Here is a 26,377-nt window from a genome sequence, read left to right on the forward strand (position 1 = left end):
CGTCGCGCCGAGCGGCGGGTGACGGCGGTGGAGCGCGGTGTGCCGGACATCTACGCCGACGCCGTCCGCGAGGAGCGCGAGGCCCTGGGGGACCTGGCGCGTGCCGTGCGGTCGGCGGTGGCGGCGGGCGACCTGCCGGGCCTGCGCGAGCTGGCCGCCACGGTGCTGCGCCGGATCGAGCAGGGCGACGACCGGGTCCTGGGGAATCTGCGGCCCCACCTGGGCGATGTGGTCGCGGAGCTCGACGCGCTGTACGACACCGCCTTCCCGGTGGCCCCCGCCGACGCCGTCACCGCCCTGCTCGGCGCCCCGTGGCCGTCGGCCGGCCGGCGGGCGGCGCTCGCCGCGCTCCTCGGCAGTGAGCCCCTCCGCAGGCTGCCGCTGGACGGCGTCGCGGAGCGGGCCGCCGCGGAAGCCGATGTGCCGTTGCTGCGGCTGCTGGTGACCTCCCCGCTGAGCGACCTCGGCCGGGAGGCGGTGGCACGCGTCCTGGACGCCCTGCACGCGGCGGGCGCGCTGGACGCCGCCGTGGTCGAGCACGCCTTCCTCGCCGACCTCCACCTCGGGCACGCGATCGTCGGCAGCACGCCGTCCGGCGGGGAGCCCGGTCCGCCGAAGGCGTGCGCGGACGCCGTCCGGGCACAGGTGGACGCGCTGACCTGGCGCCTTGTCACCGGCCCGGCACCGGCCGGCTGGGACGAGCTGCCCAAGGTCCTCGTCCCGCGCGGGCTGCGGTTCGTGCGGGCGGCCCTGGAGTGGCGGGGCGACCCGCGGGCCGCGGCCCATCTCGGCGCGGCGGAGCTCACCGCCGGCGAACGCGCGGAGCTGCTCGCCCTGGCGCGGGAGCTGCCCGAGCCGGAGCGGCGGCGGGTGTTCGGGTGGCGGCTGGAGGCGGGTGACGCGGAGGCGCTGCTGCCGCTGTTCGGTCTCGGCTCCGCGGCCGGGCTGCTGCGCCTGATCCGTGCGATGCCGGCCGACGAGGTGGTCCGCCGGGACCGGGACGCCGTCCTCGGCGCCGTGGCGGCCGCGGGTCACGACAACGCGCTGCGGCTGCTGGAACTGGTGCCGCACGAGATGGCCGAGGCCGTCGTCGGCGTGAACCGGGCGCAGGTCCTGCGGCGTTTCCGGCACCACGCGCTGCACGGGGTCGCCGCCTACGGGATGCTCCCCCTCGCCGAGGGGGAGACGGTCCTCGACCGCTACCTGGCGCTGCGCGAGTCCGCGCGGAAGGGGGCCGCCCTCGGGCCGAACCGCCGGCACAGCCACGCCGCCGCCGTGGCGGTCGCCCTGGAGCACCTGGCGCAGGTGGCCGGGGTGGCGGAGGCGAGCCGTCTGGAGTGGGACTGCGAGGCGCGCCTCGTCGAGGCGGCCCCCGCCGAGGCGGAGATCGGCGCCTACCGTGCCGTGCTGCGCTTCGACGACGACGATCCGGTGATCGAGGTCGGCAGGAACGGCCGGGCGCTGAAGTCGGTGCCGGCCGCGGTGCGCTCCGACGCCGCCTACCGGGAGCTGCGGGAGCATCAGGAGCGGCTCCGGGAGCAGGCCCGGCGGATGCGGTCGGGCCTGGTGGAGCGTCTGGTCGCCACGGCGGGGACGCTGTCCGCGGAGGAGCTGGCGCGGCTGCTGTCGCTGCCCGCGGGCGCGGCGATGCTGAGCAGGCTGGTCTGGCGGGACGCGGCGGGGGCGGTCGGGCTGCTCGGCGAGGTCGACGCCGCGGGCGGTGTGAGCGCCGTCCACCCCGTGGAGCTGCTCGCGGCGGGGTCGCTCGCCGGCTGGCAGGGCCGGGTGGTGCGCGAGCGGCTCCGGCAGCCGGTCCGGCAGGTGTTCCGGGAGGTGTACCTGCCGACCGCCGCGGAACACGCGGGCCAGGAGTCGCGGCGGTTCGCCGGCCGGACCGTCGACGGCAGGGTGGCGGGCCGGCTGCTCTCCGGGCGGGGCTGGAGCACTCACAGCGAGTACGCCGACCACCAGGCGACCCGTGCGGTCGGCGGGGGCCTGACGGCGGCGCTGCGCTGCGAGGTCCACGGCTGGTTCGGCACGGGCCCCGTCGTCGTCGGCGGACTGCGGTTCCTCACCGGCCGGCTCCGCGCCGGGAGCGGGGACGGCGGCGCGGCCGTGCCGCCCGCCGAGGTGCCGCCGGTGGTGTTCTCCGAGGCGATGCGGGACCTGGACCTGGTGGTGTCGGTCGCCGGCACGGGGCAGGCGGAGGACTCCTCGACGGCGGTGGCGGCGAGCCGGGCGCAGGTGCTGACGGCACTCGTCGCCGAGCTGGGGCTGAGCCGGGTCTCGGTCGAGGGGCACAGCGCCCTGGTCCGCGGCACCCGGGCGACCTACCGGGTGCATCTGGCGAGCGGCGGTGTGCGGATCGAGCCGGGAGACCGGCCCTGCGTGCTGCCCGCCGCGTTCGCCGCCGCCACGCATCCGCGCCTGTTCCTGCCGTTCGCGGACGAGGACGGGGCGACGGGTGCCGTCCTCGGCACGGTGCTGCTGCTCGCCGAGGACGAGACCGTCCACGACCCCGCGTTCCCCGCCCTGCCCGGAACCCTCACCGGCGAACGCTGACGCGGGGGCGCGCGCCACGGAGGTGCCGTCTCCCCGGGCCCCACGGGGATGCCGTCTCCCCGGGCGGATCCGTCTGCCCGGGCGGCCGGCGCGCCCCGCCCGGGGAGCCCATCGCACCTGCGTACGAGGGGAGTTGTCCTGGCGCTCCGGGGCCGGGGTGTGGTTACCTGGCTCCATGACCGTGCTCGTGACCCGCCGCCACGTCGACTACGTGCGTGTCACCACCACGGGTTGTTCCGCCTGACGCTGACCACTCGCTCAGGCATCTGAACCGCCTTCGCACCGCTCCGCCCCGCCCGCCGCCCGCTTCCGGGCGCGCGGCCGCGCGGATCCTCCACCCTGCCTCCCCTCCGCGCCGCTCCGCGTCCTGCGGCGGGAGCGCAGCGGTGTCTCCTCCGACGTACGCCCGCACCAAGGGAGCACCACCATGAGCCAGCCGATCGACTCCGTCACCGCCGGCCACACCCCCGACGAGGAGCCCGCCGGGCCCGACACCTCCGCCTGGTCCTTCGAGACCAAGCAGGTGCACGCCGGCGCCGCGCCGGACCCGACGACCGGCGCCCGGGCGACGCCCGTCTACCAGACGACGTCGTTCGTGTTCCGGGACACCCGGCACGCCGCCGACCTGTTCTCGCTCGCCGAACCGGGCAACATCTACACCCGCATCCACAACCCCACCCAGGACGTCTTCGAGCAGCGGATCGCCGCGCTGGAGGGCGGTGTCGCCGCGGTGGCGCTGGCCTCCGGGCAGGCGGCGGAGACGCTGGCGATCCTCACCCTGGCGGGCGCGGGCGACCACATCGTCTCCAGCACGTCGCTGTACGGCGGCACGTACAACCTGTTCCGGCACACGCTGCCCCGGTTCGGCATCGAGGTGTCGTTCGTCGACGACCCGGACGACCCCGAGGCCTGGCGGGCGGCGATCCGGCCCGGCACCAGGGCCCTGTTCGCGGAGACCCTGGGCAATCCGCGCGGCAACGTCCTGGACGTGCGGGCCGTGGCGGACATCGCGCACGAGGCGGGCGTCCCGCTGATCGTGGACAACACCGTGCCGACGCCGTATCTGCTGCGGCCCATCGAGCACGGCGCCGACATCGTGGTGCACTCGGCCACCAAGTTCCTCGGCGGCCACGGCACCACCATCGGGGGTGTCGTCGTCGACGGCGGCACCTTCGACTTCGGCGCCCACCCCGAGCGTTTCCCCGACTTCAGCGAGCCCGACCCCAGCTACCACGGCCTGCGGTACTGGCCCGCGCTCGGCCCCGGCGCGTTCGCGGTCAAGCTGCGCGTGCAGTTGCTGCGCGACCTCGGTCCCGCCCTCTCGCCGCACTCCGCCTTCCTGCTGCTCCAGGGCGTGGAGACGCTCAGTCTGCGCATCGAGCGGCACTCCGCGAACGCGCAGGCGCTGGCCGAGTGGCTGGAGCGGCGCGACGAGGTCGCCGCCGTCCACTACCCGGGGCTGCCCTCCAACCGCTGGTACGAGGCCGGGCAGCGCTACCTCCCGCGCGGCGGCGGGGCGGTGCTCGCCTTCGAACTGCGGGACGGTGCGGAGGCGGGGAAGCGGTTCGTCGACGCGGTGGAGCTGTTCAGCCATCTCGCGAACATCGGCGACGTCCGCAGTCTGATCATCCACCCCGCGTCCACCACCCACAGCCAGCTCGACGAGCAGCAGGCGGCGGCCACCGGCGCCTCCCCCGGGCTGGTGCGCCTCTCGGTCGGCATCGAGAACCTCGCCGATCTGAAGGCCGACCTGGAGGCGGGCTTCCGGGCGGCGAAGGGCGCGTCCTGAGCACCCTGCCGGCGCCCTCCCCGGTCCCCCTCCCGCCGGCCTCCGGTGCCTGGCGGGAGGGGGACCCGCCCGGGCGGCGCCGCTGGTACGAGCACGGCGAGCCGCTGCGGCTGGAGGCGGGCGGCGAACTGCCGGGCGCTCGGCTCGCGTTCGAGACCTGGGGCCGGCCGGCGCCGGGGCGCTCCAACGCCGTGCTGGTGCTGCACGCCCTCACCGGTGACAGCCATGCCGCCGGTCCCGCCGGGCCGGGCCACCCCACGGCGGGGTGGTGGGACGGGCTCGTCGGGCCGGGGCGGGCCCTCGACACCGACCGGTACTTCGTCGTCGCGCCCAATGTGCTCGGCGGCTGCCAGGGCAGCACCGGGCCGTCGTCCCCGCGGCCCGACGGCCGCCCCTGGGGAAGCGCCTTCCCCTTCCTGACGCAGCGCGACCAGGTCGATGCCGAGGCCGGTCTGGCCGACGCCCTCGGCATCGACCGCTGGGCCCTGGTCGTCGGCGGCTCGATGGGCGGCATGCGGGCGCTGGAGTGGGCGGTCGGCCGGCCGGAGCGCACCGGGGCGCTGCTGCTGCTCGCGACGACGGCCGCAGCGAGCGCCGAGCAGATCGCCTGGGCCGGTGTGCAGACGGGTGCCATCCGGGCGGACCCCGACTGGCGCGGCGGCGACTACCACGGCACGGGCCGAGGCCCGCACACCGGTCTCGGCCTCGCCCGGCGCCTCGCCCACGTCACCTACCGCAGCGAGCCGGAGCTCCAGGAGCGGTTCGGCCGTGCGGCACAGGGCGCGGAGGATCCATGGTCGGGCGGGCGGTACCAGGTGGAGTCCTATCTCGACCATCACGCCGCCACGCTGGTGCGCCGCTTCGACGCGGGCAGTTACGTGACCCTGGCCGAGGCCATGAACAGCCATGACGTCGGCCGCGGCCGGGGCGGTGTGCGCGCGGCGCTGGGCCGGGTGCGAGCCAGGACGCTCGTCGCCGGGGTCGACTCCGACCGGCTCTATCCGCCGTCGCAGCAGGCGGAGCTGGCGGCGGGCATCCCCACGGCGGACGGTGTCCGGCTGATCGGGTCGCCCCACGGCCACGACGGCTTCCTCGTCGAGACGGAGCAGGTGGCCGCCCTCGTCGGGGAACTCCTGCCGCCGCCCGCTTCACATGACCGACAAGAAGCTGTCACACACCCACCGGAATGCGGTACCGACGGACGGCGGTTTTCCCAGACATGACAGTAGGAGTGGCGCTCAACGCATCCGACGCGGACAACCAGGTCGACGCCTCCGTGCTGCTGGCCCGTGAGGCCGCGGAGGCCGGTCTGCGTTCCGCCTGGTTCGGGCAGACCTTCGGTGCCGACTCGCCGCAGCTCGCCGCCCTCGTCGGGCGCGCGGTGCCCGGGCTCCAGGTGGGCACATCGGCGATCCCGGTCTTCGGCCGGCACCCCCTGGTGGTCTCCGGCCAGGCGCAGACCGCCCAGGCCGCCACCCACGGCCGCTACCACCTCGGCCTCGCACTGGGCACCAAGCTGCTCACCGAGGGCGGCTTCGGTCTGCCCTTCGAGCGGCCCATCGCCCGGCTGCGCGAATTCCTGCTGGCCCTGCGGCAGTTGACGCGGGAGGGGGAGGCCGACTTCCGCGGGGAACTGCTCACCGCGGTGACACCGGTCCCGGCACGCGTACCGGGCGCCGAGGGCGGCGTGCCGCTGCTGGTCGCCGCGATGGGACCGCAGGCCCTGCGGGTCAGCGGTGAACTGGCGGACGGCATCCTGCCCTACCTCGCGGGCCCGCGCGCCCTGGCGGACCACATCGTCCCGGCCCTGGTGGCCGCGGCGGAGGCCGCCGGCCGCCCGGCACCCCGGGTCGTGGCCCTGGTGCACGGCGTGGTCACGGACGACGTCGAACGGGTGCGGCGCAAGGCCACCGAACAGCTCGCGTTCTACGAGCAGATCCCGTCCTACGCGCGGGTCGTCGAACTCTCCGGGGCCCGGCGGGCGTCGGACGTGGCCGTGATCGGCGACGAGAAGACGGTCGCGGCGGAGGTCCGGCGCTACCGGGACGCCGGGGCGACGGAGGTCGTCTTCTCCGGAACGGAGATCGCCGGCGAGGAGGACCGGCGGCGCACCTGGGCGCTCCTCGGCGAACTGGCCGGCTGAACCCCCGCGGCGGCACCGCCGCCCCATCCACCCGCACACCACGGCGGGGCCCCGGGCCTCGCGGACGGAGGAGTACCCATGACCGCACAGGCCACGGCCAAGGACCTGCAGGCGTTCACCGAGGAGTGGCTCGCCTGGCACCGTGCGCAGGAGGACCGGCTCGCGGCCCCGCACGGCTTCCTCGCGATCACCTCGCTGCACTGGCTGGACGAGCGGCCGCAGCGCTTCGACGACGCCCCCGGCGCCTGGCGCACCGGCGCTGACGGCGTCACCGTGACGCTGGCCGAGGGCGAGGAGCTGGTGGTGGACGGGGTGCCGGTGCGCGGCGAGCACCGCTTCGGCGTGCTGCCCGAGCGCGGCGGTGTCGACGCGGTGTGGGGCGACGCGGTGATCGAGGTCGCCCGGCGCGGCGGCAACGACATCGTCCGGCCGCGGCATCCGGACGCGCCGCTGCGGACGGCCTTCGCCGGCACGCCCGCCTACGCGCCGGACCCCGGCTGGGTCGTCGAGGGCCGCTACCTCGCCTTCGAGGAGCCCCGGCCGACCACCGTGGGCGCCTCCGTGGAGGGTCTGGAGCACGTCTACGACGCCCCGGGACGCATCGAATTCACGCTCCAGGGGCGGCCGTTGTCCCTGACGGCGTTCCCCGGGCACCTCCCGGGCACACTGACGGTGCTGTTCACCGACGCGACCTCGGGCGTGACCACCTATGCCGCCAACCGCGCCCTGACGGTGGGGGTCCCCTCCCCCGACGGCGGCGTGGTCCTGGACTTCAACCGGGCGGCGAACCTCCCGTGCGCCTACACGGATCTGGCCACCTGCCCCCTGCCGCCCGCGGAGAACCGCCTCCCGCTGGCGATCGAGGCGGGCCACCGCATCCCCCGCGAACGCGGCGGCGCCTGACGGGTGGCGCCGCCGCGGCGCCGTGCCGAACGGCCGCCGTCGGCCTAGTGTTGACGGCCGGGACGGGACGGGACGGCACGGCATCCGCGACGGCGGCAGGGGGCGAGCGGTGTTACGCATCCACTTCACGGCGGAGGACCTCGCACGGACCCATGTGGCCCCGACGATCGGTGCGGCGGCCGAGACCGTCCACAGCCTGGAACTGCTGCGCGAGCCACGGGACATACCCCTGCTGTCGCTGTGGCGGTCGGTGGTGCGAGAGCGGGTGGGGGCGGACGCCGGACCGCTGACGTCCCTGCTCCCGGCGCGCGGACCGGGGCTCGACGTGCCGGCGCTGATGGGGGACGCGGGCTCCCTGGAGCATGCCGTCGACCATCTGATGTCCGTGCCCGTGGCGCGGCTGCGGCGGGAGTTCGCGGGGATCGACTTCCACCCCGCGCATCTCCCGTGGGCCCGGCGGGTGTCGGAGGGTGACCGGGAGGCGCGCAAGGACCTCGGGGACGCGGTGCGCGCCGTCCACCGGCTGGCGGTGGAGCCCTACTGGCGCCAGGCGCGGTCCGAACTGGCCGCGTTCGCCGCGCGCTGCGCGGATCTGCTGCTGGACGGCGGTGCCGACCTGCTGCTGCGGTCGGTGTGCCCGCCGCTGGTCCGCTGGCGTCCGCCGGTGCTGGAGGCGCCCCATCCCCGGCCGGTCGAGGTGCGTCTGCGGGGCAGCGGTCTGGTGATCACGCCCGCGGTGTTCTCCCCGCCGTCGGTGAGCTTCCTCTGGGACCCGCTCGACGCCTCGCGGCCTCCCCGTCTGACCGTGCCGGTGCTGCGGGAACCGCTGACCGGCGCCGGACCGGCGCTGCCGGACGGCTCCCCCGGCCCCCATCTGGAGTCGCTGCTCGGCCGCACCCGGGCCGCGGCGCTGCGGGTGACGGCGCAGGGCTGCACGACGACGGAACTGGCGCGCCGTCTCGGTGTCTCGCCCGCGGCAGCCAGTCAGCACGCGACGGTGCTCCGCCGCGCGGAGCTCATCACCACCCGCCGCCGCGGCGGTTCGGTGCTGCACCTGGTCACACCGCTGGGGCTCGCCCTGCTGAGGACCGGTACGACGGCGGGCCGGACCCGGGACGGCGGCACCGGCCTTTAAGGCGTGGCTTAACGGCTTGTCGCCCCGGCCCGCGCCTGAGGATGCTGCCGTCGGCCGGGGCGCCCGTCCCGGCCGGCCGCGGCCCCCACGGAACACGGACGGTCCGGGGCCCCGGCACACCGGGTCCAACCGACGAAGGAGAAGAGGACCGTGAGGTCACTCACCGCCAGACTGCTGCCGCTCGCCGTGGCAGCCGCGTTCGTGAGCCCGCTCGCCCTGGCCGGCACCGCATCGGCCGCCCCCGCGCACTACGGCTGCGGAAGCACGCCGCCCGACCTCGACCCCGAGCAGGGCACGGGGAAGGCGAACGGGGGGAACATGCGCACCGGCTCCAGCACCGCGTGCGGCAGCCGGGGCCTCGCCCACCTGTCGCACACCGTCAACTACCACTGCTGGACGCTCGGTCAGGACAACCACACCTGGACGTACGCCCGCAACCTCAGCACCGGCTACGCGGGCTGGATGCGCGACGACCTGCTGGAGGACAACGGCAGCGACCGGCGCTGTCCCGCGTAGCGGGGCGACGTCGCGTCACGTCGAGGGCACCGGCCGCAAGGCCGGTGCCCTCGACGGCGTTCGCGAACGGGGCGGGGCCGTCACGCCGCCCGGGCGCAGCGGTCGACCAGGTCGGACCAGCCGGCCTCCAGCCGTTCCAGCGGCATGGCGCGCCGGCGCAGGCAGTGGTGGATCAGCGCCGGATCCAGAGAGGCCATCAGCGCCTGGGACAGCAGTTCGGCGTCCCCGTCCGGCGCCACCTGGCGGACGAGCATCGTCAGATGGGTCAGGCGGACCTGGTAGGGCGGGTTGGAGTAGCGGCGCGCGCCGTCCGGCTGGGCGGCCAGGTAGAGCTCCAGCCTGCTCGCCGCCTCCCGGAGGGTGGCGCGGCCGAAGGCGTGCAGCCGGTCCAGTGCGGGGGCGCCGGGGCCGAGGGGCGGCGGGCCGCTGAGGAACCCGGCCTGGAACGCCTGCTCGGAGTGGTCGAGCAGGGCCATCAGCAGCCCGGTGCGGTCGCCGAAGCGCCGGAAGACCGTCCCCTTGCCCACGCCGGCGGACTTGGCCACGGCCTCCATGGTGAGGCAGTCCACCCCGTGCTCCGCCACGAAGCGGGAGGCGGCCTCCAGCAGACGGGCGCGGTTGCGCACCGCGTCCGCGCGCAGGGCCGGGGTGTCGTCCGGCCCCGTCAGCTCCATGAGAACCGGCGCGTCCGGCCCCGAGGGCAGGGGGAACGGGGAGGGAGTGGGCATGGCTCCAGCCTAGGGCTTCGTCGTGCGGTGAGGACCGCGGAATGGAAATGGACCCCGGTCCGTTTAGCTGGTACAACTGTAAACGGACCACGGTCCGATTACCTGTCGCCGTTCCGCCCCCTTGGGAGATCGCCATGTCCGTCCGCATCCTCGCTCTCGTCGGCAGCCTGCGCTCCGGCTCGCACAACCGTCAGCTCGCCGAGGCGGCCGCCCGCCACGCCCCGGAGGGGACCACCGTCGAGCTCTACGAGGGCCTGGGGGACATCCCCTTCTACAACGAGGACATCGACACGGACAGCGCCCCCGCCTCCGCGGTCCGCCTGCGCGAGGCCGCCGGACGTGCCGACGCGCTGCTGCTGTTCACCCCGGAGTACAACGGCACCATGCCGGCCGTGCTGAAGAACGGCATCGACTGGCTGTCCCGCCCCTTCGGCGGCAACGCCGTCAGCGGCAAGCCCACCGCCGTGGTGGGCACAGCGTTCGGCCAGTACGGCGGCGCCTGGGCGCAGGAGGAAGCCCGCAAGGCGGCCGGCATCGCCGGCGGCAGCGTCCTCGGCGACCTCCAGCTCACCATCCCGAACTCGATGGTCCGCTTCGCCGAGACCCACCCCGCCGACGACACCGAGGTCACCGACCAGCTCGTCGAGATCATCCACCGGATCAGCGGCCATGTGACGCAGGCCGCCCCGCAGGCCGCCTGACCGGCGCACCGCGGGCGGGCGCACCACGGGCCCGTGGACGGCTGGGCGGACGAACACCGGCCCCGGCCGCCCCGGCCGCTTGACCGCTCGGCCGCTCGGTCGCTCCGTCGCTCCGTCGCTCGATCACTCGGTCGCAGAACGGACCAATCCGCCGCCCGCCGTGTTCCGAATCCCGGGCGTGACGATCAACCGAGCACCTCTCGCCCGCCGTGCCCTGGCCGGTCTCAGCGGCCTGCTCGCCGGGGCCGCCGCCCTGGCGGTGGCCGAACTGGCCGCCGTCGCCGTCCGCCCGGAGGCGGGCCCGGTCGTGGCGGTCGGCTCCGGCGCGATCGACCGGACGCCCGCGCCCGTCAAGGACTGGGCGATCCGCACGTTCGGCGAGGCGGACAAGCTCGTCCTCCAGCTCGGCATCCTGCTGGTGCTGGCCCTCCTCGCGGTGGGCCTCGGACTCGCCGCGCTTCGCCACCGGCGGGCGGCCGCCGCCGGGGTGCTCCTCTTCGGGGTGGTCGGTGCGGCGGCGGCCCTGTCGCGGCCGGACTCCTCCTCCTGGACCGACGCCCTGCCCTCCGTCGCCGGAGCGCTGGCCGGCGCCGCGGTGCTCCATGTGCTGGCGGGCCGCCTCACCGCGGCCCCGCCCGGCGCGGACGGGGCCGACGGCGGCGCCTGGGACCGGCGCGGCTTCCTGATCGCCGCCTCCGCCGCGGCCGTCGCCTCCGCCGGCGCGGGCACCGCGGCCCGCGTCGCGGCCGGTGCCCGGGGCGGCGACGCCGCCGCCTCCCGCGACGCCGTCACCCTGCCGCGCCCGGCGTCGAAGGCGGCGCCCGTGCCCCCGGGCGCGGCCCTGCGGGTGCCCGGGCTCCAGCCCTTCGTCACCCCGAACAAGGACTTCTACCGCGTCGACACCGCCCTCGTGGTGCCGAAGGTCGACGCCACCGCCTGGCGGCTGCGCATCCACGGCCGGGGCGTGCGCACCCCGCTCACCCTCACCTTCCAGGACCTGCTGCGCCGCGCGCTCGTCGAACGGGACATCACCCTGACCTGCGTGTCCAACGAGGTCGGCGGCCCCTACGTGGGCAACGCCCGCTGGATCGGCGTCCCCCTCGCCGGTCTGCTGCGCGAGGCGGGCGTCCGGCCGCCGTCCCGGGGCGGCCCCGCCGACCAGCTCGTGTCGCGCTCGGTCGACGGCATGACCATCGGCACACCCGTCGACGACGTCATGGACGGCCGCGACGCGCTCCTCGCGGTCGGCATGAACGGCGAACCCCTGCCGTTCGACCACGGCTTCCCCGTGCGCATGGTCGTGCCCGGGCTCTACGGATACGTCTCCGCCTGCAAGTGGATCGAGGACATCGAGCTCACCACCTTCGACGCCTACGACGCCTACTGGGTGAAGCGCGACTGGGCGCGCGAGGCGCCGGTCAAGACCCAGTCCCGGATCGACACCCCCAAGCCCTTCGCCCGGCCCGGGGCGGGCACCGTGATGGTCGCCGGCGTCGCCTGGGCGCAGCACCGCGGCATCGAGGCGGTCGAGGTGCGGGTCGACGACGGGCCCTGGCGCCGCGCCGACCTCGCAGCCGAGCACACCGCGGACACCTGGCGCCAGTGGTCCTGGCCCTGGAAGGCGACGCCCGGCAGCCACACGCTCACCGTCCGGGCCACCGACGGCACCGGCGCGACCCAGACCGACCGGCGCACCCGGACGATCCCCGACGGGGCGAGCGGATGGCACTCGGTCGTCGTCACCGTCGAATAGGGCTCGTCAGCCCGGGCGTTCCGCGCTGTCGAGGATCTGCTCGCGCAGGATGTCGGCGTGCCCGCAGTGCTGGGCCAGCTCGCGCAGGGTGTGCAGATAGACCCAGCGCAGCGGCAGCGGGCCGCGGCGGTTGCCGTGCACCACGTCGTCCGGACCCAGCGCGGCCACGGCCCGGCGGGACTCCTCGCACGCCTGCCGGTGGGCCCGCTGCACCGAGGCGATCGTGTCGCCGTCGTCGAGGACGAACGACTCGTCCGGGGTGGCGGGGATCCCGATCTCCTCGCGCGGGCGGCAGGTGATCGCCTCGTCGAACCAGACCTTCTCCACGAAGACGGCGTGCTTGAGGAGGCCCAGCAGCGTGGTCCGGGAGGAGACCAGGGACCGGCGCGCCTGCTCCTCGGTCAGGCCGTTCAGGCTGTCGTGCAGGGCGGCCCGGTGCTCGTCGAGGAAGGCGTCGAACTGACGGCGGAGCGGGGCGCCGAGGACGCCGGGCTCCACGGACGGATGGGTGACCATGGCGGCCACTCTACGGAGCCCGGCCATGCGGCCCGAGCTGTTTTCCGCCGCACCGGCGGACCTCGGCGCGACGAGGAAGATGAACCGGTCGACACCGGGCGAAGCGCCGTGTCCGCGGAACGAAGCGCCGCGTGGACGCGGCGCCCGGCGGCGGGATAACCTGCGGCGCATTTGCCGTGCGGCAATGATCATTGGCGCACGACGCAAGGGGGGCGGCCCAGTCAGGGCCGTGACGGGGCCCGGCACGTCCGGGCGTCCGCCGAGCGCTGAACAGGGACGAACATGACGGAGACGGTCGAAGGCGAGCGGCCGGCCGCGCGCACGCGTGCGCGCGGCACGGGCAAGGTCGGGGAACCGGAGCTGCGGCAGCTCCTGGCGGGGCTGACGGCGGTGCGCGACGGTGACTTCGGCACCCGGCTGCCGGACGACGCGGACGGTCTGCTGGGCGAGATCGCCACCGTGTTCAACGGCATGGTCGACCAGTTGTCGCTGTTCACCTCCGAGGTCACCCGGGTGGCGCGGGAGGTCGGCACCGAGGGGACGCTCGGCGGACAGGCCGAGGTCCCCGGCGTCTCCGGCACCTGGGCCGACCTGACGGACTCGGTCAACGCGATGGCCGGCAACCTCACCACCCAGGTCCGCGACATCGCGCAGGTCGCCACCGCGGTCGCCCGGGGCGACCTGTCGCAGAAGATCGACGTGGACGCCCGCGGCGAGATCCTCGAACTGAAGAAGACCATCAACACGATGGTCGACCAGCTCTCCGCCTTCGCCGACGAAGTCACCCGGGTCGCCCGGGAAGTCGGCACCGAGGGCAACCTCGGCGGGCAGGCGGACGTCAAGGGCGTCTCCGGCACCTGGCGCGACCTCACCGACTCCGTCAACTCCATGGCCGGCAATCTCACCGCCCAGGTGCGCAACATCGCGCAGGTGACGACGGCGGTGGCACAGGGCGACCTGTCCCAGAAGATCACCGTCACCGCACGCGGCGAGATCCTCGAACTCAAGGAGACCATCAACACGATGGTCGACCAGCTCTCCGCCTTCGCCGACGAAGTCACCCGGATGGCCCGCGAGGTCGGCACGGAGGGCATTCTCGGCGGGCAGGCGGACGTCAAGGGCGTCTCCGGCACCTGGCGCGACCTCACCGACTCCGTCAACTCCATGGCCGGCAATCTCACCGCCCAGGTGCGTTCCATCGCCCAGGTCGCCACGGCGGTGGCACAGGGCGACCTGTCCCAGAAGATCACCGTCACCGCCCGCGGCGAGATCCTCGAACTCAAGGAGACCATCAACACGATGGTCGACCAGCTCTCCGCCTTCGCCGACGAAGTCACCCGGGTGGCCCGGGAAGTCGGCACCGAGGGCAACCTCGGCGGGCAGGCGACGGTGCGGGGCGCTTCGGGCACCTGGAAGGGCCTCACCGACAACGTCAACGTCATGGCGTCCAACCTGACCGGCCAGGTGCGCTCGATCGCGCAGGTGGCCACGGCGGTGGCCCGGGGCGACCTCTCGCAGAAGATCACCGTCGAGGCGAAGGGCGAGGTGGCCGCGCTCGCGGGTGTGATCAACACGATGGTCGACACCCTCTCCGCCTTCGCCGACGAGGTCACCCGCGTCGCCCGCGAGGTCGGCACCGAGGGCCAGCTCGGCGGCCAGGCGCGGGTGGCGAACGTCGCCGGCACCTGGAAGGACCTGACCGACAACGTCAACTCCATGGCGAACAACCTGACCGGGCAGGTGCGCAACATCGCCCTGGTCACCACGGCGGTCGCCAACGGAGACCTGTCCAAGAAGATCGACGTGGACGCCCGCGGCGAGATCCTGGAGCTGAAGACGACCATCAACACCATGGTCGACCAGCTCTCCTCGTTCGCCGCCGAGGTCACCCGCGTGGCCCGCGAGGTCGGCAGCGAGGGGCGGCTCGGCGGCCAGGCCGAGGTCGAGGGCGTCTCCGGCACCTGGAAGCGCCTCACCGAGAACGTCAACGAGCTGGCCGGCAACCTCACCCGCCAGGTGCGGGCCATCGCCGAGGTCGCCAGCGCGGTCGCCGAGGGCGACCTCACCCGGTCCATCAACGTCGACGCCTCCGGCGAGGTCGCCGAACTGAAGGACAACATCAACGCGATGGTCGGCTCCCTGCGGGAGACCACCCGGGCCAACCAGGAGCAGGACTGGCTGAAGTCCAGCCTCGCCCTCGTCTCCGGCCTGATGCAGGGCCACCGGGACCTGGCCGTCGTCGCGGAACTCGTGATGGACGAGCTGACGCCGCTGGTGTCGGCGCAGTACGGCGCCTTCTACCTCGCCGAGGAGTCCGGCTCCGGTCTGGAGCTGCGGCTCGTCGGGTCGTACGGGCGGCCGGCCGGCCACGAGGCGGCGGGGAGCTTCCTGCTGGGCGAGTCGCTGGTCGGCCAGGCGGCCCGCAGCCGGCGGGTCATCCTCTCCGACAACGTGCCCGGCGGCTACGTCGCCATCTCGTCCGGGCTCGGCAGCACGGCGCCCGGGGGCCTGATCGTGCTGCCGATCGTCGTCGACGACCAGGTCCTCGGCGTGATCGAGCTGGCCTCCTTCACGGCGTTCACCACCGTGCACCGGGACTTCCTCGAACAGCTCATGGAGACCGTGGGCGTCAACGTGAACACCATCGTCGCCAACGCCCGCACCGACGAACTGCTCGGCGAGTCCCAGCGGCTGGCCGGCGAACTCCAGGCGCGCTCCGAGGAACTCCAGGTGCAGCAGGAGGAACTCCAGCGCTCCAACGCCGAACTGGAGGAGAAGGCCGCGCTGCTGGCGGCGCAGAACAGCGACATCGAGGGGAAGAACCTCGAGATCGAGCAGGCGCGCCAGGAACTGGAGGACCGCGCCCAGCAGTTGTCGCTGGCGTCCAAGTACAAGTCCGAGTTCCTCGCCAACATGAGCCACGAGCTGCGCACCCCGCTCAACAGCCTGCTCATCCTGGCGCAGCTGCTCGCCCAGAACCCGACCCGCAATCTGACCGCCAAGCAGGTCGAGTACGCGGGCATCATCCACTCGGCCGGCTCCGACCTGCTGCAGCTGATCAACGACATCCTCGACCTGTCGAAGGTCGAGGCGGGGAAGATGGACGTCAATCCGGAGCGGGTGCCGGTGCGCCAGCTCCTGGACTACGTCGAGGCCACCTTCCGGCCCATGACCACCCAGCGCAGCCTCGACTTCACCATCACCACGGCGGCCGGCGTGCCGGTCGACGTGCTCACGGACGACTCCCGGCTGCGGCAGGTGCTGCGCAACCTGATCTCCAACGCGGTGAAGTTCACCGAGCGCGGCGGTGTGGAACTGCGGATCGAGCCCGCCCCCGACGGCGAGGTGCCGACCCAGGTCCTGCGCGGCGGGCCCGTCGTGGCCTTCCGCGTCCGGGACACCGGGATCGGGATTCCCGAGCAGCACCTGGAGGCCATCTTCGGGGCGTTCCAGCAGGCCGACGGGACCACCAGCCGCAAGTACGGCGGCACCGGCCTCGGCCTGTCCATTAGCCGGGAGATCGCCCACCTGCTCGGCGGCGCGCTGACCGCCGAGAGCGCGCCGGGGGTGGGGAGCACGTTCACCCTGTACCTGCCGGTGGCGCGGGAGGACTACCACCACCACGCCGACGGCGGGCGGGAGACCCACACCCCGCACGGCGCGGGGCAGGCGGCCGTGCCCGCCGAGACGCGCCGCCCGGCGGCCGTCGAGGCCCAGACGCCCAAGCCCCGGCGGCTGCTGGTCTGCGAGAGCCGCCGGCACGGGCTGCTGACCCTGGTCGCCGAGAGCGCCCTGGCGGAACTCGACGGCGGGCACGCGGGCTCCGACATCCAGCTTGTCCCGGTCCTCGGGCCGCAGGAGGCGGCGAGCGCGCTCGCCGCCGATCCGGTCCACTGCGTGGTCCTCGAACTCGATCTGACGACCAGCGACGCCCTGGACTTCCTGGACGCGCTGGACGGCGACCCGGCGCTGCGCACGGTGCCCGTGCTCGCGCACAACAACCGGCGGCTCGACCCCGGTGCCGAGCGGATGCTGCAGAACCGGGCCGACCACAGACCGCTGGAAGTGCACTCCAGCCTGGACGAACTGCGGGAACGCATCGCGCTCCACCTGTCGGCCGAGCAGCCCGGCGACGTGGTGCCCCTGGTCCGCGGGGAGGACACGGCCACCCGGACCCCGCAGACACCGGACGACAGCCTGCACGGGCACACCGTGCTCGTCGTGGACGACGACGCCCGCAACCTCTTCGCCATCAGCGGCATCCTGGAGCTGCACGGCATCCATGTCCTGCACGCGGAGCACGGGCGCCAGGGGATCGAGGCCCTCGCCCGCCATCCGGAGATCGACCTGATCCTGATGGACGTGATGATGCCGGAGATGGACGGCTACGCGGCGACGGCGGAGATCCGCCGGATGCCCGAGCACGCGGGCCTGCCCATCGTCGCCGTCACCGCGAAGGCGATGCCGGGCGACCGGGAGAAGTCGCTGGCGTCCGGCGCCAGCGACTACGTCACCAAGCCGGTGGACGCCGACGACCTCATCGCCTGTGTGCGCCGCTGGCTGAGCACCCGGCACGTGAACGGGCCCGTCGCGTGACGTCCGTCGCCGGCTCGGACGGCACCGCGGGCGCGTCACCGGCGGAGGAAGGGCGGGGCGGCGGCGTCCCGGCCGCGGCAGGAACGGGCGGTGTCCCGGACGTACCGTCGCAGGTCGGTTCCGGGGGCCTGCCGGGCGGGCGGTCCGATGTGGTGGGCGTCGCGTCGCCGCTGATCACGGACCCTGCGCACCGGGCGCCGGGAGACCGGGACGGGGCGAGCCCGGCGGGCGCGGCCTCGGTCGGGCGGCTGGCCGCGATGGTGGATCGGCTGCGGGGTGAGGTGGAGGCCGCCCACGCGGCGGCCGAGGGCCGGGCCCTGATCGAGATGGCCAAGGGCATCATGGTGGAGCGGCTCGGCTGCGGCCCGGCGCAGGCCGCCCTGCAACTGGCCGAACTGGCCGAGCAGGCGGGCCTGTCCCCCATCGAACTGGCCGCGGACATCATCAACCAGGCGGCCCGCGACCATGTCGCCGAGGCCGCGGGCGACTTCGTCCGGCGCACGGTCGAGGGCACCGGGGAGCAGGAGGCCGAGGACGGCCGCCGGGCCGCCGACGACGTCTCCGTCGCGGTGCGGCTGCGGACGGCCGAGAGCGCGGCGCTGGCGGCCGGTGACACCCAGACGGTGGCCGAGTCGCTGCTGCAGCACGCGCTCGCCCCGCTGGGGGCGACGGCCGTCGCCGTGTGGGCCGCCGCTGCCGACACCTCCTTCACCCTGCGGGGGCACGCCGGGTTCGGCCCGGAGGAGGCCGAACGCTGGCGCTACGTCCCGCCCGGCGTCGCGACCATCGCACGGCACGCGCTCAGCGAGCGGCGTGCCGTGTGGATCGACTCGCCGGCGAGCTCCCCCGCGCCCAGCATCGGGCGCGCGCAGCACCCCCGGGGCGGCCGCGTCGCCGTGCCCGCCGGCGCGGGCGGCCGGATCCACGGGGTGCTGGAGATCTGCTGGCCCGAACCGCTGGCCCCGCAGCCGGCGGCCGTGGCACGCCAGATCGAGGCCCTCGCCGAACTCTGCGCCCACACCCTGGAGAATCCGCCCGGGGGCGCACCGTCCGAGGCAGGCCGGCCCGGGCCGGCCGAGGTGTCGGAACTCGTCGACCTGGCGGACGGCCTGTACGACCCGGCCCTCGTCCTGACGCCCCTGATCGGCCCGGACGGCCACCTCGCGGACTTCCGCATCCGCCACTCCAACGGCCGCTTCCAGGACCCGGCGGGCCGTCCCCGCAGCGCCGTCGACGGCGCGCTGCTGCTGGAGGCGTACCCGCTCGCGGCGGGCGACGACGGCCTCTTCGAGAAGATCGAACGGGTCTACGCGACGGGCGAGCCGTTCCGCGCCCAGCGCATGACGCTCACGGCCCTCGTGGGCCAGGTGCCGCTGTCCACGGTGGCGGACCTCAGTGTCAGCCGCCACGGCGGGAGCGTGCTGTTCATCTGGCGCATCGAGGACGAGACGGCCCGGCTGGCCAGCCTGCTCCAGCACGCCCAGCGCCTGGGCAACATCGGCGGTTTCGAGGAGAACGTGATCTCGGGCGAGATCACCTGGAACGGGCAGCTCTTCACGCTGTACGGGCGGGGCACGGCCGACGGCCCGGTCTCGCTCCAGGACCTCGCCGCGCACGCCCACCAGGACGACGCCGTCGCCATCGGCCGGTTCCTGCAGGCCGTGCTGCACCACCGCCGTGCCACGTCGACCGCGTTCCGGCTCCAGCGGCCCGACGGTGTCACCCGGCACATCAGGGTCATCGCCGAGCCGGTGCTCGACGCGGGCGACCGGCTCCTCGCGGTGCGCGGGGCGTACCAGGACATCTCCTCGCAGCACTGGACCGAGGTGGCGCTGGCAGCCACCCGCGACCAGCTCGCCCACACCGAGCAGGAGTCGGCCGAACGCAACCGGCTCGCGCTCCAGCTCCAGCACGCCATCATGCCGCCCAGCCGGGACCCCTACGACGTGCCGGGTCTGGAGGTCGCCGTCCGCTACCGGCCCGCGGAGTCGGACTCGCTGGTCGGCGGTGACTGGTACGACGCCGTCACCCTGCCGTCGAAGAAGATCCTGCTGTGCGTCGGCGACATCGCGGGGCACGGCATCGAGGCGGCCACCGGCATGGTCGTGCTGCGGAACGCGATGCGCGGCCTCGCCGTCACGGGCGCGGGGCCCGGGCAGCTGCTGTCCTGGCTGAACATCGTGGCCCACCATCTCACCAAGCAGGTGACGGCCACCGCGGTCTGCGGGGTGTACGACCCGCAGGAGCGTGTGCTGCGCTGGGCCAGGGCGGGCCATCTGCCCCCGGTCCTGGTCCGCGGGGAAGAGGCCACCACGCTGCCGCTCCTCGGCGGGATGCTGCTGGGGGCGGTCGCGGAGGCGGAGTACGCCGAGGGCGAGGTGCGGCTGACGCCGGGCGACACCCTGATGATGTACACCGACGGCCTGGTGGAGCGCCGGGACACGGCGGTGCAGGAGTCCCTCCAGCACCTGCTCGCGACGGCACAGCAACCCGCCGCGTCGCTGGAACGCCGACTCGACAGTCTGCTGACGCACAGCAGGTCGGACACCGACGACGACACCTGTCTGATCGGCATCCGGGTGTCCTGACGCCGGACGCCGCGTCCCGCACGGCCGGGAACGCGGTGCTCCGGCCCTCCCACCGGTGATACAAGTGGTGTGCGGGGAGCACGAGTTGCTCCCTGCACAGCCGCTCGTGCCGGCGGCCATGGACCCGGTGCTCGTGTCACCGCCACGGACCTGGCGCGCGGGCGGGCGACCATCGCCCCCGCCGTGCGCGGGCGGGCGGCCGGTCATGGACCCGCCCCGCGCGGCCTCCCGGGCCGCTGACCCGGCGTCCGGGGCTGCGGGCCGACCGGCCCGCAGCCCCGGACGCGGTCTCAGACCAGCTCGCCGTTGCGGGCGACGACTTCACCGCCGTGGACGACCATGTCCCGCCGGGGCATGTCCACCACGACCTGCGGGGTGCACTCGCCGCGGACCAGCACGAAGTCCGCCGGGTCGCCCGCCGCGAAACCGACCCGGTCCAGGCCCAGCACATCGGCGCCGCCGTCCGAACCCACCCTGTAGCAGTCCGTCAGCTCCGCATCGAGGCGGACGTCCGTGACCCAGCCCAGGATGTGGGCGCGGTGCAGCATGTCGGCGTTGCCGAACGGGCTCCAGGAGTCGCGGACCCCGTCGGACCCCAGCCCCACCCGTACACCGTGCTCGCGCAGCCGGGCGATCGGCAGGACCAGCGACTCGCTGGGCGCCACCGTCGTCAGCGCGATGTCCAGCGCCCCCAGATCCGCGGCCATGGTGTCGAGTTCCCGCTCCGGGAGGTACGGCAGGCAGAACACATGGCTGACGGTCACCCGGCCCTGGAGGGACAGCGCCCTGGTGCGCTCGACGATGCCGCGCAGCACCCGGGTGCCCTTCTCGTCCCGGTCGTGCAGGTGGATGTCGACGCCCACGCCGTACCGGTCGGCGAGACGGAACACCAGGTCGAGCTGCTCGTCGAGCGCGTCGTCGAAGCTGATCGGGTCGATGCCGCCGATCTGGTCCACGAGCCCGCCGCGCGCCGCGTCCTCCAGCAGCCGCGCCGTCCCGGGCGTGCGGACGACACCGTGCTGCGGGAAGGCCACCACCTGGACGTCCAGCGCGTGCGCCAGCCGCTCCCTCGCCTCGGCGACCCCTTCGAGGCCCGCGAGCCCGTAGGCCGGGGCGACGTCGGCGTGCGCCCGCATGGCCCGGGTGCCGCGGGTGACGGCGTGCGCCATCAGCCCGTAGGCCCGCTCGCCGACCGGACGCCGCTGGGACCGGAACAGCTCGACGTCCTGCTCGCAGTACTCGGCGATGCCCGAGGCGGGCGCGCGGGACACCCAGTCGCCGCCCCAGGAGGTCTTGTCCGGATGGATGTGGGCGTCCACCAGCGAGGGCAGCGCGATCCGGCCGCCGCCCTCCACGATCCGGGCGCCCTTCGGCGCGGGACGGTCGCTGAACCGGCCGTCGACGACGGTCAGATCGACCGGGTCGCCGGTGCCGAACGGCCGGACGTCCCGGAAGACGACGGCACGCCCGGGCCGCCGTCCGTCCGTCCGCGCGTCCGCGGCAGCGGGCGTCGCCGCCCCGGCGAACGCCGCACCGGTGCCCGCCAGGGACGCGGCCCCGGCCAGGACTCCGCGCCGGGAGAGGGGAGGGGGAACCATGGGAACTCCTTGCTGGGTGGGGGTGGGGACGCCCCGCGCGGGCGGGGCGGTGGGGAAGTGCGGGCCGCCGCGGTCCCGGCGGGGGCCGCTCACGCGGTGCCTCCCGGCGGGACGGCGCGCGCCGGAGGCGGCGCGGCCGCGGTCCGTGCGCGGGAGGGGGAGGCGTGGTGCGGCCGAGGGCTGCGCCGGACGGTGGGTGGCAGGTGGGCGGGGGCACCGGGGGCGGGACGGTCTCGGGGCCGGCCGCGCCGAGCGCCCAGGGGGCCGGTCGGCCGAGGCCCCGGGGCACCGGAGGCCGTCTGCCCCGGGCGGACGGTGTGTGCCGGAGGCCGAGCGCCCCGCCGGGCGGTCAGACGGGGATGCCCGCGCGGACGATGCGTGCCGGGGCCGTGAGGACCGAGACGTCGGCGAGCGGGTCGCCCGCCACGAGGACCATGTCGCCCGCGTGTCCCGGCGTGAGCCGGCCCGCGGTGCCGGTCAGACCGAGCAGCCGGGCCGCGCCGGTCGTGGCGGTGCGGATGGCGTCGAGGGCCGGCAGCCCGGCCCCGCGCATCAGCACGATCTCCCGGCCGATCGGGTCGACCGTGCCGCCGGAGGAGTCCGTTCCGGCGGCGAGCGGCACACCCAGCTCATGGGCGGCGAGCACCGCGCGCTCCAGCACCGGGAGGTAGGTGCGCCCGCGCTCCGCCAGCACCGGGTCCGACGACTGGGCCAGCCCCGCGATCGCGGTGAGCGTCGGCGTGAAGTACGTGCCCCGGCGGTTCATCTCCCGCAGCGTGCGCTCCCCGACGAACACCCCGTGCTCCAGGGAGGCGATGCCCGCCGTCACCGCGTCGTGGCAGCCCTTCTCGCTGTAGCTGTGGCACAGCACCCCCCGACCGCCCTTGCGGGCCGCGGCCACCACCTCGCTGAGCTGCGCGTGGGAGTAGACCTGCGTCAGCGGGTCCTGCTCGGGGAGCCCGGCCCGTTCGTTGACGCGCGTCTTGATCACGTCCGCGCCCCGCCGCAGGTTGACCGCGACCACCCGGCGCAGCGCCTCGGGGGACCGCACGCCGTCGCGCAGCCGGGCCAGCGGGGTGAGGTCGGGATCCGCGAGCACCGTGTCCCCGAGGTCGGGGGAGACGAAGACGCCCGCCGCGCGCAGGCGCGGCGCGAGCTCCGGGGCCCGGCGGGCCAGCTCCCGCACGGCCACGTCCTGGTAGTACGAGGTGGAGCCGCTGCGCGCGCTGGTCGCGCCGGCGCGCACGGCCGAACGCGCCTCGGCGGTGGTGGAGAGATGGATGTGCGCGTCGATCAGTCCCGGCAGGACCCAGTGGCCGTGGGCGTCGAGGCGCGGGAGGCCGTCCGGGATCCGCACCCGGGAGCGCGGGCCGGCCGCCCGCACGACACCGTCGCGCACGACGACGACCGCGTCCTCGGTGACCTCGCCCGTCGCCGGGTCGAGCAGGGTGCCGCCCTCGACGACCAGGTCGCCGGTGTCCGCCGCGCCCTCCCCGTGGCGCGGGGCGGCCGTGGCGCGGTCGGCGGACGCGAGCACGGCCGCCGTGCCGGCGAGGGCCGCGGCCGTGGCGAGCACGCCCCGGCGGGTGAGCGAGGGGGCGGGCGGAGGGATCGGCTCGACGCACATGAGGGCTCCTCGGAAAGCGGTGGCCAGGGGGGCGGCCCGGAAGGCCTGTCCGACCGTTTGTATACCAAGGCTCAGGTGGCGACAAGATCCAGCGGCTCGATGCGGGGATATGGGGAGGTGGTGCGAAGGTCGTTCGAAGGCCTCTCGCTATTCGGTATACAAAATCCGCCGAGCGGGGTGATGTCCCCAGGAAGCGGTCCGCCCGCGGGGGCTATCCGAAGAGGGACCGCAGCGCGACCGTGCGGCTGTCGCGGACATGGAGCAGGGTGCTGGCCGCCGCCGCCTCCTCGTCGCCCGCCGCGATGTGCCGGAACATCTCCGCGTGCTGCGACCGCATGTGGTCCGGCTCCTCGTGCAGCCCGAAGAGCAACTGGAGCTGCCAGCTCAGCTGCTCCATGGTCCGGGCGAGGAGCGGATTGCCGCCCAGGGACACGATCTGCTCGTGGAACGCGGTGTGCGCGGCCACCTCGCGCTCGTCCTCGTCCGCCGCGGCCGCCTGTTCGGCGCGCTCCAGCAGCGCGGCCAGGGCGGCGAGACCGTCCGGCTCCTCCTCAGCCCGCGCGACCCGCCGGGCGGCGAGGCGCGACGCCTGCACCGCGAGCGGTTCCCACACCTCGTACAGGTGGCGCACATCCTCGCGCTCCAGCCGCCGCACCCGTACCCCGCTGTGCGGCAGCAGTTCCAGCAGCCCTTCCGCGACGAGAGCCCGCAGGGCCTCCCGGACGGGGACCCGGGACATGCTCAGTTCCTCGGCGATCTCCCGCTCCACCAGGCGGGAGCCCATGGGATACCGGCGGTCCACGATCCGCTGCCGCACCGCCTCGCGCGCCCGCGCGCTCAGCGAGGTCCGCCCGCCCGCCCCCGGCGCCGGGGTCCCCTCCGGTCCGCTGCCTGCCACCTGCACCGTCCTCCGCTCGCCGTGTCCCCGGCGAGGATACGGCGAGCGAGCGGGCAGGCGAGCGGGCGGCACGGGACGGGCGCGGAGCCGCCGAGCGGGCGGTGTCCGGGGGCGGGCCGGCGGACGCCCCGGGCCCTGCCCGCCCGGGGCGCGGCCCCCGGGCCGCGCGGGACATCCGCCGCCCCGGCAGGGGAGTTCGGGGCCCACGGCGGGTAGGGAGTGGGCCATGGCGGGATTCGGGGGACGGCGGGAACGGGACCGGCGGCGTGTCGCGGCCGTGTGCGTCGCGGCGCTGCTGCTGAGCTGCGCCGCGTACGCGGTGACACAACTGGCGCGCGGCGGCATCGATCCGGCGGACACCGCCGCGGTGCTCGGCCTCCCGCTCGCGGCGGCGGGCCTGGTGGCCGCGGTCGCGGCACTGCGCCGCCCCTGGCAGGGCACCGACGCCGACCTGGTGCGGCAGTGGGCGGCGACGCTGGCCGCCCAGGTCGGGGAGAACGAGAGCAAGCTGCGGCACCAGCTCCTCGGCGGCGACGTCCGGCGCATCGACCTGCGCTACGCGCTGCGCGAGGTGCCGGGGCGCCCGGCCCTCGCCCCGCCGTCGGGCCGGACCTTCCGCGACGCCGACAGCCCCGGGCCCGACCATGACATCGCCGAGTACTTCCGGGCCGTCCGGCCCCGACGCCTGGTCATCGCCGGCGCGCCGGGCTCCGGCAAGACGGTCCTGGCGCTGGAGCTCGTCCTCGCCCTGGCCTCCGGCCGCTCCGAGGGGGACCCGGTGCCGGTGCGCATCCCCATGGCGCAGTGGGACACCTCGCACAACCTGTCCGGACTGCTCGTGGACCACCTCGTGCAGGCGCTGGACTGGCCCCGGCAGATGGCCGAGAGGCTGGTGGCCCACGGGATGGTCCTGCCGGTCCTCGACGGACTGGACGAGATGGACCCGCCGCGCGCCGACGGTTCGCCCGATCCCCGGGCCCCCCGGGCGCGGGCGGCCCTGCGGCACCTGAACGCCCATCAGTCCGGCCTGGACGCGGGCCCGCTGGTCCTCACCAGCCGGATCGCGCACTACGAGTCGCTCCTCGCGCACGAGCCCCTGATCGACTCCGCGCTGGCGGTCGTCGCGCCGGTGGAGTCCGCCGCCGCGCTCACCTACCTGCGCGACCGATGCCACGACCGCGACCGCTGGCAGCCCCTGCTGGACCATCTGTCAGCCGACCCCGACGGCGTCCACGCACGGGCCCTGTCGACGCCCTGGCGGCTCGGGCTGACCGCCACCGTCTACCGGTACCACGGAGACCCGGGGGACCTGCTCGCGCTCCACGATCCCGGCGCGCTCGACCGGCACCTGCTGGCCCGCTACATCCCGGCGGCCACCGGGCCGGCGGACGGCGACGCCTCGCCGCCCCGCTACCGGCCGCAGCAGGTCCACCGCTGGCTGCACCACCTCACCGGCCATCTGACGGGGACGGGGGCGGCGGCCTACCCGACGACCGACATCACCGTGCACGGACTCTGGCCGCTCGCCGGCCGCCGTACCGTACGGGCGGCGGACGCCCTGCTCACCTTCTGTCTGACCGCCGCCGTGCTGCCGGCCGCCTGGCTGACACCCCGGCCGGGCGAGGCGGCCGCCGCCGTGCTCGCCCTCGCCGGTGCGTCCGGCCTGGCCGCCGCGCTCGCGCTCAGCCCCAGCCGGGTGGACTGGCAGAAGCGCCGCATCCCCGGACTGCGGAAGCCGTTCGTGGCGGGGCTCGCGGTCAATCCCGTCCTCGCCACCGTCGTCGGCGTCGCCGCCGGGACCGGCACCGGTACGGCGCTCGCCGCCGCCGGACGGCCCTCGGCCGCGCTCGCCGCCGGGACCGTCGTGAGCTGGGCGGCCGGACTCGGCGCGGGCTTCCGCTTCAGCCTGGCGGCCGGACTGCGCGGCGCCCCGCCGACAGCGGTGAGCCCGCCGGTCGCGCTCCGCGACGACACCGTGTACGGGCTGCTCTACGCCGTGTCCACCGGGCTGTTCGGCGGTCTCGGCGTCGGTGCCGCGACCGCCCTGCTGCTGGAGCCGGTCACGGGGCTCGTCGTCGGGACGGCCACGGCGGTCGCGGCGGGCCAGGCCTCGGGGTGCAGCGCGGCCCGCCGCTATCTGGTGTTCCTGCTGTGCTCCCTCGGACGGCTGCCGTTCCGGCTGGGCCGGTTCCTCGACTGGGCCTGCTCCACCGGGCTGATGCGCTACTCCGGCCCCGCGTACCAGTTCCGGCACGCGGAGCTCCAGCACTGGCTCGCCGCGCACCCGGACCCGGTGGTCACACCGCCCGCCGGTCCCTGACCCG

General features: G+C 75.2%; 17 protein-coding genes. 12 read left to right on the forward strand and 5 right to left on the reverse strand.

Annotation, left to right across the window (positions count from 1 at the left end; all coding sequences use genetic code 11):
* The first annotated feature begins 39 nt into the window (after positions 1-39).
* The 7 genes from JE024_RS33515 (at position 40) to JE024_RS33545 (ending at position 9,048) form a co-directional block, all read left to right on the forward strand.
* Entirely contained in the window at positions 40-2,562 is a 2,523-nt protein-coding gene (locus JE024_RS33515) for a DUF4132 domain-containing protein (RefSeq protein WP_205377638.1), read from the forward strand.
* 427 nt (positions 2,563-2,989) lie between these two features.
* Entirely contained in the window at positions 2,990-4,351 is a 1,362-nt protein-coding gene (locus JE024_RS33520) for a bifunctional o-acetylhomoserine/o-acetylserine sulfhydrylase (protein WP_205377639.1), read from the forward strand.
* A gap of 5 nt (positions 4,352-4,356) precedes the next feature.
* The gene (gene metX / locus JE024_RS33525; RefSeq protein WP_205378492.1) at positions 4,357-5,574 is read left to right on the forward strand and encodes a homoserine O-acetyltransferase MetX; all 1,218 of its coding nucleotides are present in this window, start codon (positions 4,357-4,359) and stop codon (positions 5,572-5,574) included.
* Positions 5,571-6,494, forward strand: a complete 924-nt coding sequence (locus tag JE024_RS33530; RefSeq protein ID WP_205377640.1) for an LLM class F420-dependent oxidoreductase — start codon at positions 5,571-5,573, stop codon at positions 6,492-6,494. The genes metX and JE024_RS33530 overlap by 4 nt, the downstream gene beginning before the upstream one ends.
* Positions 6,495-6,572: 78 nt before the next feature.
* Positions 6,573-7,397, forward strand: coding sequence for a DUF1684 domain-containing protein (locus tag JE024_RS33535; protein WP_205377641.1), 825 nt, complete (start codon positions 6,573-6,575; stop codon positions 7,395-7,397).
* 109 nt (positions 7,398-7,506) lie between these two features.
* The gene (locus tag JE024_RS33540) at positions 7,507-8,532 is read left to right on the forward strand and encodes an ArsR/SmtB family transcription factor (protein ID WP_205377642.1); all 1,026 of its coding nucleotides are present in this window, start codon (positions 7,507-7,509) and stop codon (positions 8,530-8,532) included.
* 150 nt (positions 8,533-8,682) lie between these two features.
* A complete protein-coding gene (locus JE024_RS33545) occupies positions 8,683-9,048 on the forward strand; it encodes an SH3 domain-containing protein (RefSeq protein ID WP_244883348.1) in 366 nt (121 codons plus the stop codon).
* Positions 9,049-9,128: 80 nt separating this feature from the next.
* Here the strand turns inward: JE024_RS33545 and JE024_RS33550 are convergent, their stop codons facing one another.
* Positions 9,129-9,776, reverse strand: a complete 648-nt coding sequence (locus JE024_RS33550) for a TetR/AcrR family transcriptional regulator (protein WP_205377643.1) — start codon at positions 9,774-9,776, stop codon at positions 9,129-9,131.
* Between the two features lie 134 nt (positions 9,777-9,910).
* Here JE024_RS33550 and JE024_RS33555 point away from each other — a divergent pair, with 134 nt between their 5' ends.
* Entirely contained in the window at positions 9,911-10,477 is a 567-nt protein-coding gene (locus JE024_RS33555) for an NADPH-dependent FMN reductase (protein WP_205377644.1), read from the forward strand.
* Positions 10,478-10,646: 169 nt separating this feature from the next.
* Positions 10,647-12,230, forward strand: a complete 1,584-nt coding sequence (locus tag JE024_RS33560; RefSeq protein ID WP_205378494.1) for a molybdopterin-dependent oxidoreductase — start codon at positions 10,647-10,649, stop codon at positions 12,228-12,230.
* Positions 12,231-12,236: 6 nt separating this feature from the next.
* Here the strand turns inward: JE024_RS33560 and JE024_RS33565 are convergent, their stop codons facing one another.
* Entirely contained in the window at positions 12,237-12,746 is a 510-nt protein-coding gene (locus JE024_RS33565) for a DinB family protein (protein WP_205377645.1), read from the reverse strand.
* A 282-nt stretch (positions 12,747-13,028) separates the two neighbouring features.
* Here JE024_RS33565 and JE024_RS33570 point away from each other — a divergent pair, with 282 nt between their 5' ends.
* Complete coding sequence (locus JE024_RS33570; protein WP_205377646.1) at positions 13,029-17,342, forward strand: HAMP domain-containing protein; 4,314 nt, start codon at positions 13,029-13,031, stop codon at positions 17,340-17,342.
* Positions 17,339-19,930 (forward strand): SpoIIE family protein phosphatase, encoded by a 2,592-nt coding sequence (locus tag JE024_RS33575; RefSeq protein WP_372449896.1) that lies wholly within the window; start codon positions 17,339-17,341, stop codon positions 19,928-19,930. Before JE024_RS33570 ends, JE024_RS33575 begins: the two co-directional genes overlap by 4 nt.
* A gap of 290 nt (positions 19,931-20,220) precedes the next feature.
* Here JE024_RS33575 and JE024_RS33580 read toward each other — a convergent pair whose 3' ends face one another.
* The 3 genes from JE024_RS33580 to JE024_RS33590 form a co-directional block, all read right to left on the reverse strand.
* Entirely contained in the window at positions 20,221-21,528 is a 1,308-nt protein-coding gene (locus tag JE024_RS33580) for an amidohydrolase (RefSeq protein ID WP_205377647.1), read from the reverse strand.
* Positions 21,529-21,877: 349 nt separating this feature from the next.
* Positions 21,878-23,155 (reverse strand): amidohydrolase family protein, encoded by a 1,278-nt coding sequence (locus tag JE024_RS33585; RefSeq protein WP_205377648.1) that lies wholly within the window; start codon positions 23,153-23,155, stop codon positions 21,878-21,880.
* A 211-nt stretch (positions 23,156-23,366) separates the two neighbouring features.
* Positions 23,367-24,053, reverse strand: coding sequence for a GntR family transcriptional regulator (locus tag JE024_RS33590; protein ID WP_244883349.1), 687 nt, complete (start codon positions 24,051-24,053; stop codon positions 23,367-23,369).
* Positions 24,054-24,279: 226 nt separating this feature from the next.
* Here JE024_RS33590 and JE024_RS33595 point away from each other — a divergent pair, with 226 nt between their 5' ends.
* Positions 24,280-26,373: an NACHT domain-containing protein gene (locus tag JE024_RS33595; protein ID WP_205377650.1), complete on the forward strand. Its 2,094-nt coding sequence runs from the start codon at positions 24,280-24,282 to the stop codon at positions 26,371-26,373.
* The last annotated feature ends 4 nt before the right edge of the window (positions 26,374-26,377 follow it).

The organism is Streptomyces zhihengii, from assembly GCF_016919245.1.
GTDB classification, from domain to species: Bacteria; Actinomycetota; Actinomycetes; order Streptomycetales; family Streptomycetaceae; genus Streptomyces; species Streptomyces zhihengii.

What these genes read in the sequence shown, in the direction of transcription:
- JE024_RS33520 (WP_205377639.1), top strand. Translation starts at nt 2,990, where the DNA reads ATGAGCCAGCCGATCGACTCCGTCACCGCCGGCCACACCCCCGACGAG.
- JE024_RS33530 (WP_205377640.1), top strand. Translation starts at nt 5,571, where the DNA reads ATGACAGTAGGAGTGGCGCTCAACGCATCCGACGCGGACAACCAGGTC.
- JE024_RS33535 (WP_205377641.1), top strand. Translation starts at nt 6,573, where the DNA reads ATGACCGCACAGGCCACGGCCAAGGACCTGCAGGCGTTCACCGAGGAG.
- JE024_RS33550 (WP_205377643.1), bottom strand. Translation starts at nt 9,776, where the DNA reads ATGCCCACTCCCTCCCCGTTCCCCCTGCCCTCGGGGCCGGACGCGCCG.
- JE024_RS33555 (WP_205377644.1), top strand. Translation starts at nt 9,911, where the DNA reads ATGTCCGTCCGCATCCTCGCTCTCGTCGGCAGCCTGCGCTCCGGCTCG.
- JE024_RS33565 (WP_205377645.1), bottom strand. Translation starts at nt 12,746, where the DNA reads ATGGTCACCCATCCGTCCGTGGAGCCCGGCGTCCTCGGCGCCCCGCTC.
- JE024_RS33570 (WP_205377646.1), top strand. Translation starts at nt 13,029, where the DNA reads ATGACGGAGACGGTCGAAGGCGAGCGGCCGGCCGCGCGCACGCGTGCG.
- JE024_RS33580 (WP_205377647.1), bottom strand. Translation starts at nt 21,528, where the DNA reads ATGGTTCCCCCTCCCCTCTCCCGGCGCGGAGTCCTGGCCGGGGCCGCG.
- JE024_RS33585 (WP_205377648.1), bottom strand. Translation starts at nt 23,155, where the DNA reads ATGTGCGTCGAGCCGATCCCTCCGCCCGCCCCCTCGCTCACCCGCCGG.
- JE024_RS33595 (WP_205377650.1), top strand. Translation starts at nt 24,280, where the DNA reads ATGGCGGGATTCGGGGGACGGCGGGAACGGGACCGGCGGCGTGTCGCG.